This is a genomic window from Nodosilinea sp. LEGE 07088, assembly GCF_015207395.1.
GTDB lineage: Bacteria > Cyanobacteriota > Cyanobacteriia > Phormidesmidales > Phormidesmidaceae > Nodosilinea.
This window is the reverse complement of record NZ_JADEWX010000200.1, coordinates 1-9,548: the sequence shown is the minus strand read 5'-3', so window position 1 is coordinate 9,548 and position 9,548 is coordinate 1. Positions and strand designations below refer to the sequence as shown.

Sequence of the window (9,548 nt, the reverse complement as noted above, 5' to 3'; positions counted from 1 at the left end):
TTTTCCCAACAGTCCGCCCACTCTACTTTTGTCTAAATTCATCGCCGCTAAGCTAGACTCCTGCCCCAGCGCTGGTGCACCTGACTTGGCGGCCTAGAAATCCAATCAAGAACTTAGGACTGCCCAGTTACCCAAAGTGATCGAAAAAGCTCTGGTGGAGACGGGCAAACCGGGGGATGTTGCCCTGTTTGGGCGAATGATGGCCTCTCTGCCCACGGTCAACGTCGATGCAGCGGTGCAAATGGCCCACGCCATCAGCGTCAACACCCTCCAGCAAGAGTTTGATTTCTTCACCGCGGTGGATGACCTGGGCGGCGATGATGAAACCGGGGCCGACCACATTGGCGAAACCGGCTACAACAGCTCTACCTACTACCGCTTTACCACCCTCGACACCGAGCAGCTAAAGCACAACCTGGGCGATGCCACCCAGGCCGAAGCGATCGCCCAAGCCTTTGCCGAAGCTTTTGTCAGGGCTATCCCCACTGGTCACCAAAACGGGTTTGCGGCCCATAGTCTGCCCGCCGCTGTCATGGCGGTGGTGCGCAACGGGCAACCGATTTCGCTGGTGGATGCCTTTGAGAATCCGGTGGCTCCCAAAGAGGGCAAAAGCCTGCTAGAGAATGCCCTGACTCAGCTCGATGGCCACTGGGCTGACCTGTGCAAAATGTATGGCGAAAAATCGGTAGTCTTTAAGGGCATTGTCACCCGTGAGCAATTGGCTCAGCAGCTCGCCACCCTTAAAGACTGCGAACAGCCCACGGTAGATGAGCTGATCAAAGATGCGATCGCCGCCGCCTTCCCGGAGGGTAACTAACTATGCCTACCCTGCTCATGCGCATGCGCGCCCCCATGATGAGCTGGGGCGACCATAGCCGCTTTACCATTCGCGATACCCGCCGCGAACCGACCAAATCTGCCGTCATTGGCCTGCTCTGTGCTGCCCTCGGTCGCCCCCGATGGGAGCCGGTGACTGATCTGACTGCCTTAAAGATGGGGGTTCGGATTAATAAACCCGGTGTAGTGCAGTGCGACTACCACACCGTGATGGATGGCATTAAGTCGGGGGGTGGCCCCGGCGGCACGGTGATTAGCCATCGCTACTACGTCGCCGATGCCGATTATCTGGTGGGGCTAGAGGGTAGCCGCTCCAAACTTGCCGAGTTAGACGCGGCCCTGCAAACCCCCTGCTGGCACCTCTACTTTGGGCGCAAGAGCTTTGTGCCCAGTTGCCCGATTCATATCTCTGAGGGTGGTTTAGTCGAAGCTAATGTGGAAGACGCCCTCAAACAGCATCCTTATGTTCCTCCCAAGCGAGGTAAGCCTCCGCAACAGCTGGCCTACATTCTAGAAACACCCAACAGCTCTGATGTACGGCAAGATGTGCCGATCGATTGGCAACGTCGTTTGTTTACCAGCCGCTGTGTAGAAACCAAATTTCATGACCTGGAGGTGCCCAGCCATGTATCTTTCTAAGCTTGTGCTGAATCCCCGAGAAACACCAGTACTGCGTGATTTAAGCAATGCCCATAAGCTGCACCAGCGCATTATGCAGGCTTTTCCCGATGAGGAAGACCGGGAGCACCCTCGCGAAGACTGGCATATTCTCTTTCGCCAGGAGCCGGATAGCGATGTAGTGCTTGTACAGTCTGCACTTGAGCCAGATTGGTCAAAATTACCCGATGGCTACCTTGCTGAACCGAGTAAGCCTAAACCCTTCCATCTCAGTGAAGAGGTGTTGTCAGAAGGACGCATCTTTCAATTTCGGCTGCGAGCAAACCCCAGCAAGCGAGACAACAAAACCAAGAAGACCCTTGGCTTTTATCATCGTCCTGACCAGTTGGCCTGGTTAGAACGTCAGGCCGATCGCTCCGGGTTTCGTCTACTCAGTGCCGATGTCATTCCCTCCCCCAACGTTTTTGGCGTCAAGAAAAAGGGCTCACCCCCTATTCGTATTACCACTGCTCTCTTTCAGGGGGTTTTAGAAGTTACCTCCCCTAAACCGTTTTTGGCTGTCCTCGAGCAAGGGCTAGGCCGAGGGAAATCCTATGGATGCGGATTACTATCCTTAGCTCGAAACAGAACATAACCATCTAAAGTCAAGGTAAATCAATGTCTAGACTGCGAACGTTGCCGAAGGCGCGCGATCGCATCAGTTTCTTGTACTTCGAGCATTGCCGCATCGAGCAAGATGACCGAGCGATCGCCGTCTTCAAAATGGAGCGGGCGCGACTACAAACAAGACAATTGGGATGCCGCTAACCCCATCAATAAGGCGCTTTCTATCGCTAATACCTGTCTCTATGCTGTGTGTCAGGCCGCCCTGCATTCAGTGGGCTATTCGCCAGCGCTGGGCTTTATCCATACCGGTAAGCCATTATCTTTTGTCTATGATGTAGCCGACTTATATAAGGCAACAACTACTATTCCGGCTGCGTTTGAGGCTGTAGCTGAAACCTATTTCGATTTAGATTCTCTGGTGCGCCGCAAGTGCCGAGAACGTTTTAGCGACTACCGCTTGATGAATCGCTTGGTCAATGACATTGACCAGGTACTGGGCTTTGGTAATGAGAAGGATGAAGAACCCATCGCATTTTTGTGGGATGACGTTTTGGAATGGGTGGAAGGTGGCAAAAACTGGGGTGAGGAGGATCATTAGATGATCGTGCTCATTGTCGAAAATGTAAAACCCTCATTACGAGGTGAGTTGAGCCGGTGGCTATTTGAAATCAAAGCAGGAGTTTTTACAGGCAAAGTATCCGCTTTGGTCAGAGATGAGCTATGGGGTTTGATTGAGCAGCAACTCGGCAAGGGCTCTGCCGTGATGCTCTATCCACAACGTAATGAGCAGGGGTTTGGAGCCCGTATGCTAGGAAATCCGTCGAGGTCCCTGGTAGACATAGAAGGGGTGCTGCTGGTCAGAAGCCCTTAATTTCCGCTATTTTGGAAGTGTTGTCCCCACGCCTGTGGGGGTGAACCGAAGGTTGAGTCAGTGGCGATGCTCACGTCAGCGTTGTCCCCACGCCTGTGGGGGTGAACCGTGATACGGCTTGGATCGTCACTGTGGAGCAGATTGTTGTCCCCACGCCTGTGGGGGTGAACCGAGCTATTAGATGCCTCCATGTGGGCTACCGCCGCGTTGTCCCCACGCCTGTGGGGGTGAACCGTCATCGAGTTCAAGGGGGTGTCCTAGCAATCTGAGTTGTCCCCACGCCTGTGGGGGTGAACCGCCAGTTAGTACGGTGTCTCTGGGCATTACCCCACGTTGTCCCCACGCCTGTGGGGGTGAACCGGTCGCCAAAACTGTTTCTGGTGACCTTGTATTCGTTGTCCCCACGCCTGTGGGGGTGAACCGCCAGTTGTGGTATCTCGCACCACGCCAGTTCCCGTTGTCCCCACGCCTGTGGGGGTGAACCGGCTCTCGCACATGCCTCGGTCGGGATTATTGGCGTTGTCCCCACGCCTGTGGGGGTGAACCGCCACATCACCATCGGCATCCTCCAGATAGACGCCCGTTGTCCCCACGCCTGTGGGGGTGAACCGTGTTTGAGAGCGATCGCGCCCTGGCCACAGCTGGTTGTCCCCACGCCTGTGGGGGTGAACCGTCTCTTTCTCGAATCCTTTCTGTTTCATAGCTCGTTGTCCCCACGCCTGTGGGGGTGAACCGCAGAACGAACCTGCCCTAACTGTGGGGCGGCGGCCGTTGTCCCCACGCCTGTGGGGGTGAACCGGCGATCCGTGGCCATAGCGGGCCGATTACGCAGAGTTGTCCCCACGCCTGTGGGGGTGAACCGATCTTCGATGCCATCGGCATTGAGATTCACCAGCGTTGTCCCCACGCCTGTGGGGGTGAACCGTGCTTCACGCCATGCTCGACCCCTCAGCTTTCACGTTGTCCCCACGCCTGTGGGGGTGAACCGTCGCTAGCAAACCAGAGATGGGCAGCTCAATCCGGTTGTCCCCACGCCTGTGGGGGTGAACCGCAGGCTAAGGGGGTGGCATTACTCCAGGGCTTGCGTTGTCCCCACGCCTGTGGGGGTGAACCGCTCGCCATTCAGCTCTCGCCAGCATTTAGCCTCAGTTGTCCCCACGCCTGTGGGGGTGAACCGTTATCAATCGCTTCAGACTCCCAAGACAAAACCGTTGTCCCCACGCCTGTGGGGGTGAACCAGGTCACGTCGGTCGGTAACACCGAGAAATTTACGCGTTGTCCCCACGCCTGTGGGGGTGAACCGAACTGGGCATGGACGCTGACGAACCGTGGCGAATGAGCAGCAGCTTTGGCAGGATAGGGATGCTCGATGGTTCCATGGCCCCAGGTAAACTCTACGCTATGCCTGACGACATTTTGCCCTTTCTAGCTGCTGTTACTGTCTTGGTGCTGTATCTGTGTTGGTCCGCCGCGACTGAGATGGGCACCCGCTGGCCCTGGCGAAAATAATTTTCCCAATGCCCCCAGATGGTCGGCCCATGCAGATCTGCGATCGCACTTAACCAAGACACTGACCGCAAAAGCCCCCAGCGCGATCGCCAGGGGCTGAAGCGAAATTCCGCTGGGGCTAGAGTAGCAGGCTCCCCTCTGGCTGTGGCTCTCTAGCTCGGCGATGATTAGTATCAAGCTTCAGCAGCGGCCAGGGTCTCAGCCAGTTTTCGCTCACGGGCAAACAGAAACAGCGGAAAGCCAAAACCAAAGGACACCAAGAAGATCGAGGCAATGTATAGGCCCCACAGTTTCATCTTGAGTCGCCGCCCCTCTGTGGCAATCAACAGAATCGCGCACAAGGCCCCAATTGTCACATCCACCCCAATAAAGCTAGAGGCAGGGTTGGCGTACACCTGATCGATGAAGGTTGGCAGATCAAAGTTCAGCAGGTTGGTGGCGGTGAACTCGCCTTTGGTGGCGATGGTGAACTGCACCAGGTAGTAGTTTGTCCAAACGAAGCCGATTACGGTTAGGGCGGCGTAGATGGCTTGGCGAATGATGGTTCCAGGCATGGGTTTCCCTATAAGCTCAGCACCTCTATTGTCCTGTCCTATGGTCTAGACGGGTATATCTACCATCCCTAATGACCCAGCCAGGTAGAATTCGCTATCCTCGCTAAAGCAGCCTCAGCAACGTTATGACCGATTTCTTGAATACGACGAGCACATGAGGGAAGTAGGCCGCTCCACCAGAACCCAGTATGGCTTGGCAAAAGGAAGCAAGGAAATCTACAAAACAAAGCTATGCACCGAGTTCATGCCCATTGGACCAGGAGCTGATCTACCTGAACTTTACCTGATGCTGCCCTATCCCAAGAAGGAGCTTGGGGCACCAGGCCATAGATTCAAAGAAGAGAGGGTTAAAGGCTTGGCTTGGGCTGGCATCTCGCTGTGGTTTGACCTAAAGAATGTCACCTTTTACCTAGGGAAAAGTCGTGTCGGTCCAGTGGGGCTTAGAGTTTGCCCGTCGAAGTTTAAGGGGCCGGGTCGAGCGACGATACTTAGACATTTTGCCCGATAAGAAGGTCAGCGCAGCAGGTTTCGATAGTAAGTATTCATGTGCTCTCTGGCTTCTGGATCAGAGGGAAAGCTGCGAGTCGTAAAATCCATTCCTTGGCTTGATTTAATGCGTAAATATACATCCCTAGCATTGACACGCCAAACTTCCATGGTGTATCTCACGTTGCCACGGTTAGCCTGATTATTAAAGATTCGGCTGCCATCCTGTCTAATTGTGCTTGTTAGGTACTCACAGGCTAAGCCATTTCTGTCGTCGTCTTTGGAAGCAGGTGCGGTTCCCATAGCGTAATGCCACTGGGCTTCGGGATGGGTCGCAAAGGCTGAGCAGGTTGTACCGGCGTAGGGAGGTAAGTTTTGGGCTTTTGCTACAGACGCACTAAGTAGGATTAAGCATAGTGGAGAAAGCTTTAGCAAGCGCACAAGATGAATTCAGCAGGCAGCTCTGCTCCACCATTGGGTTCACTAGGCCCAGGTCACAGGCTGCGATCGCCCTTAAGCCTGCCTTAGACCATCAGCGGAACCACGGCAAGGACTGGAATGAGGTGTTGGTGCAACCGGAGGGCATGGGAAACTCGTGGCGGCAGAGCCACCCGGAGCTAGAGCAGTATAGTGGACCCCAAAAACTAGGCAGGTCGTTAAGTTCTGAATTACTCAAAAAATGATAGGAGTTATTCATGAGCAAGAAACGTCGCCAGTACAGTCCAGAATTCAAATCGAAAATAGCGCTTGCAGCCATCCGAGGCGATAAGACTGCCGCTGAGTTAGCCGCACAACATGAGATTCATCCAGCGCAGGTCAACACCTGGAAGCGAGAACTGCTAGAGAATGCCAGTGAGCTGTTTGACAAAGGGAAGTCAGCCGATAGTACGAAATCGGCTGCCAAGGCTGAGAACGATGAACTGTATCGTCAAATCGGCAAGCTGAAGGTGGAGCGGGATTTTTTAGCCGAGCGCTCAGCACAACTGGGCCTGCTGCCCGAAAGTCCCTGGTAGATGCTGAGCACCCTGAGCTGAGTCTGGTGCGACAGTGTGAGCTGTTAGGCATCAGCCGGGCTAGCCTGTACTACCAGCCAGTTGGCCCGTCAGACGAAGAATTGGCGCTATTGCGGCTGATAGATGAGCAGTATCTGAAAACGCCGTTCTATGGCAGCCGTCGGATGGTGGCGCATCTAGCCCAGCAGGGCTATCAGGTCAACCGTAAGCGAGTGCAACGACTGATGCGTCAGCTCGGCCTGCACGCGGTGTATCCCAAGCCCAAACTGAGCAAACGACATCCAGAGCATAAGGTCTATCCCTACTTGCTTCGAGGTGTCGATATCGGCTCAGTCAACCAGGTGTGGAGTACTGATATCACCTATCTGCCGGTACTCAAAGGCCATTTCTATCTCGTGGCCGTGATGGACTGGTTGAGCCGAAAAGTTCTGAGCTGGCAGGTGTCCAATACGATGGATGGTTATTTCTGCATTGAAGCCTTGGAGGACGCTCTACTGCACTATCACAAGCCGACGATATTCAACTCTGACCAAGGCGCTCAGTTCACCGCAAATGCTTTTACAGGCTGTCTTCAGCAGGCGGATGTGAAGATCTCGATGGATGGTCGAGGACGCTGCTATGACAACATTTTTATTGAACGGTTATGGCGTTGGCGTAGCCTCTCCGCAGGGAGAATCGCTAAAGTATGAGTTGATCTATCTCAAAGCCTTTGAAGACGGCAAACACTTATCGAAGGAGGTGAAGACTTGGTTTCACTGGTATAATCGCGAAAGGCCGCATCAGTCGTTGAATTATCGAACACCTGATGAAATTTATTATGAATATCAATCTGAAAAGGAGGTGATGTGTAATACTCGTTGAAAGCGTATTGATTACGTAGATCCTTCAGAGCTTAACTGCCCTTTCAAGTTGTTCACTCTTTGGGGTCCACTTCATTCCTCGATCAGCTTTAGGATCTGCTGCCGCCTTGTCGAAAACGCCTTCAGCAGTTCCGGCGAATATCTCGCCGGTTCAAACTGCCCGTGGGCCTTGGGTTCGATCAGGTAGCCCTGCTGCTTCAGCGCTATGGCCAACTCATTCTCCGTCGAAATCCTGGTCTGGGCATAGCGTTCTTCCAACACCAATAGGGCTTTCGCCACGGCCTGACGATGGGCCTCCAGTACCCGCTCATCTTGCTGCACCAAAGCCGCGATGCTGACGCTTTTCGGGGCACTAAAGGTAAAGTCGGTCGCTGCTCGCCGCTTTTCTGGATCAACCATTTTCCGGTCAGCGATCGCCCATCGGGAGCCTGCCCGGAAAGCATCTGGCTCAGTTCTTAGGAGGATGCCAGCCTACTGAAACCCAGCGTTTTCTGGCCGCCAAGATGGCTTCGTTATTCATCTGCAAAGCCAAGACCGTAGCGCGTCCTACACCAGTAACACCTTCGACTCTAGTGCCATCATCGCTCCAGGCAAAATGCTGGTGCCAGTCCTGAAGTCTTGGATTAAAAAGGGGTTCGGTCTGCTGAGTAAGTAAATCTTGGCCTGTTGTCGAATCGCCCTTGAACTCATTACAGGATCGGCAGGCTAAGCAGACATTTTCAAAGCAGGTTTCGCCACCTTTTGAACAAGGATTGATGTGATCAAAGGCCATACGAATACCGCTCAGAACCTCGCTGGTTTTGCAGTAGCAGCAACGAGCGCGATCGCACTCTCGAACCTGATTGCGCAGGTCTACAGGAATATAGCTGGCCATCAAGCTTCTGGCAAAATTGAATGGCCACGCCAGCGCAGCAAAACGGTGGCCTGAGCCTTGCAGAGCATAAATCGCTCTGCCTCCTTCCTCAAGGCAGTTAGCTCGTTTTGTTCCGCTGCTGTCAAGTTGCTATTCTGGTTGCGGTCCAGTAGTTCGTCGTACCGCTCTAGTTCGGCTTCAGATCGTTGGCTACGGGCAACTCTCCATAGAGCATCATCATCTAGCCGGTCCAGGGCAGCTAATGCCGCTTGAAACTCCGGTGGCACATCATCCCAAGGGGGTGGGCTACCGATTTGCAATGCCCTGAGGATAATGTCATTGAGAGGGCGCTGCGTGGCTTCGGCAGTGCTCACCAGGCGCTGGTGAATGTGCTCTGGGATATCAAGGGTGACGGTAGCTGACATTGGTGTACTGAACGATGAGAGGCTTAAACCCGGCTCCAAACAGGTGAATCTCGATTGTAACCAGAGCTGACCACGGAGGCACATCAGGTGAGATCAGGGGGCCTCAGGTTAGTGAAATTGGTAGCTCCGTAGTGCTTGTCAATCATCTTAGCGCTGGTACCTGTCCAGCGACCGATTGCTGTGCTGTTGATGTGGGCTTCTACACAAAGGCTGATGAAAGTGTGGCAGCACTGGTAGCTCTTCCGGTAAGGAGGGATTACCCTCGATCAATCCTTCCTCCTCCGCCCAGCTACAGCAGGCTTTGAGCTGGGTCAGGCAGCGCTTAGCCGCATCCGGGGTCAACTTCGCCAGCAGATGGTCTCGAATCAAAATAGCCTCGTCTAGAGATTTGCTGGGGAAACGGCTGATGTGATTTTTCTGTTTAGTGAAGTCCTTGGCGTAGGTGCTGGGGCTGATCTGGGGTTTCTTGAACTGGGCATACTTTTCCCAAATCTCATCCAGCTCAATCTCAGATGCTGCGGGTGGATTGGGGGAAATGGGGGAAACCGTGGTGAGAGACCCAACGGTCTGGTACTTCTGTAGGCTGAGATCTACCTCCCCATAGTCAATATCTCGCTGAATTGCCCTAACGGTGTCGCCTACCCGCTGGCGGTTCAGGGGCGTGTCGTCAAAGCCTGTGGAAATATAGAAGCGCTTGCGCTGTACCTCCCCATCTACCTCGACAGGGTAAGAAAAGACGATTTGCAGCCGTCCTTTGGTGTTTTTGAACTGGACTGAACCTTTTTTACCTTTGCTTCTTTGGGTAGCCGAGTACATAGCAGCACTGGGGAATAAAGAGCATTCGTACTACTTTTCTTTTCAATGCCTGGGGCCATCGTCCGGATATTCCCCCCAAAAATTCCCCCAATTTTCCCCC

Annotated in this window: 11 protein-coding genes, 1 pseudogene and 1 CRISPR repeat array; of the genes and pseudogenes, 6 read left to right on the top strand and 6 right to left on the bottom strand. The window is 53.9% G+C overall.

Going from position 1 to position 9,548, the window contains the following annotated elements:
* Positions 1-136 precede the first annotated feature (136 nt).
* From cas7e to cas2e, 5 genes are all read left to right on the top strand, one after another.
* On the top strand, positions 137-817 hold the full coding sequence (cas7e, locus tag IQ254_RS26965) for a type I-E CRISPR-associated protein Cas7/Cse4/CasC (protein WP_193969242.1): 681 nt from the start codon (positions 137-139) through the stop codon (positions 815-817).
* A 2-nt stretch (positions 818-819) separates the two neighbouring features.
* Positions 820-1,476, top strand: a complete 657-nt coding sequence (gene cas5e / locus IQ254_RS26960) for a type I-E CRISPR-associated protein Cas5/CasD (protein WP_193969241.1) — start codon at positions 820-822, stop codon at positions 1,474-1,476.
* Positions 1,463-2,089 carry a type I-E CRISPR-associated protein Cas6/Cse3/CasE gene (gene cas6e, locus IQ254_RS26955; RefSeq protein ID WP_193969240.1) on the top strand — a complete coding sequence of 209 codons (627 nt, stop codon included), beginning with the start codon at positions 1,463-1,465 and terminating at the stop codon, positions 2,087-2,089. Before cas5e ends, cas6e begins: the two co-directional genes overlap by 14 nt.
* 102 nt (positions 2,090-2,191) lie before the next feature.
* Positions 2,192-2,659: a CRISPR-associated endonuclease Cas1 gene (gene cas1 / locus IQ254_RS26950; RefSeq protein WP_193969239.1), complete on the top strand. Its 468-nt coding sequence runs from the start codon at positions 2,192-2,194 to the stop codon at positions 2,657-2,659.
* Entirely contained in the window at positions 2,660-2,932 is a 273-nt protein-coding gene (gene cas2e / locus IQ254_RS26945; protein WP_193969238.1) for a type I-E CRISPR-associated endoribonuclease Cas2e, read from the top strand.
* Between the two features lie 19 nt (positions 2,933-2,951).
* A CRISPR array of direct repeats spans positions 2,952-4,235; the repeat unit is 29 nt; unit sequence GTTGTCCCCACGCCTGTGGGGGTGAACCG.
* A 122-nt stretch (positions 4,236-4,357) separates the two neighbouring features.
* Here the strand turns inward: cas2e and IQ254_RS26940 are convergent.
* Positions 4,358-4,618 (bottom strand): hypothetical protein, encoded by a 261-nt coding sequence (locus IQ254_RS26940; protein WP_193969237.1) that lies wholly within the window; start codon positions 4,616-4,618, stop codon positions 4,358-4,360.
* Positions 4,615-4,995: a DUF2834 domain-containing protein gene (locus IQ254_RS26935; RefSeq protein ID WP_193969236.1), complete on the bottom strand. Its 381-nt coding sequence runs from the start codon at positions 4,993-4,995 to the stop codon at positions 4,615-4,617. The genes IQ254_RS26940 and IQ254_RS26935 overlap by 4 nt, the downstream gene beginning before the upstream one ends.
* Positions 4,996-6,176: 1,181 nt before the next feature.
* Here IQ254_RS26935 and IQ254_RS26930 point away from each other — a divergent pair.
* Positions 6,177-7,355: pseudogene (locus IQ254_RS26930) on the top strand (IS3 family transposase).
* 71 nt (positions 7,356-7,426) lie between these two features.
* On the opposite strand, the gene IQ254_RS26925 reads toward IQ254_RS26930, so the two are convergent.
* The 4 genes from IQ254_RS26925 to IQ254_RS26910 all read right to left on the bottom strand — a co-directional run bounded on the left by IQ254_RS26925 (position 7,427) and on the right by IQ254_RS26910 (position 9,448).
* Positions 7,427-7,753: a relaxase domain-containing protein gene (locus tag IQ254_RS26925; RefSeq protein ID WP_193969235.1), complete on the bottom strand. Its 327-nt coding sequence runs from the start codon at positions 7,751-7,753 to the stop codon at positions 7,427-7,429.
* Between the two features lie 49 nt (positions 7,754-7,802).
* Positions 7,803-8,228: an HNH endonuclease gene (locus tag IQ254_RS26920; RefSeq protein ID WP_193969234.1), complete on the bottom strand. Its 426-nt coding sequence runs from the start codon at positions 8,226-8,228 to the stop codon at positions 7,803-7,805.
* Positions 8,228-8,632 carry a hypothetical protein gene (locus IQ254_RS26915; RefSeq protein ID WP_193969233.1) on the bottom strand — a complete coding sequence of 135 codons (405 nt, stop codon included), beginning with the start codon at positions 8,630-8,632 and terminating at the stop codon, positions 8,228-8,230. The genes IQ254_RS26920 and IQ254_RS26915 overlap by 1 nt, the downstream gene beginning before the upstream one ends.
* Before the next feature lie 147 nt (positions 8,633-8,779).
* The gene (locus tag IQ254_RS26910; protein WP_228041135.1) at positions 8,780-9,448 is read right to left on the bottom strand and encodes a hypothetical protein; all 669 of its coding nucleotides are present in this window, start codon (positions 9,446-9,448) and stop codon (positions 8,780-8,782) included.
* Between the last annotated feature and the right edge of the window lie 100 nt (positions 9,449-9,548).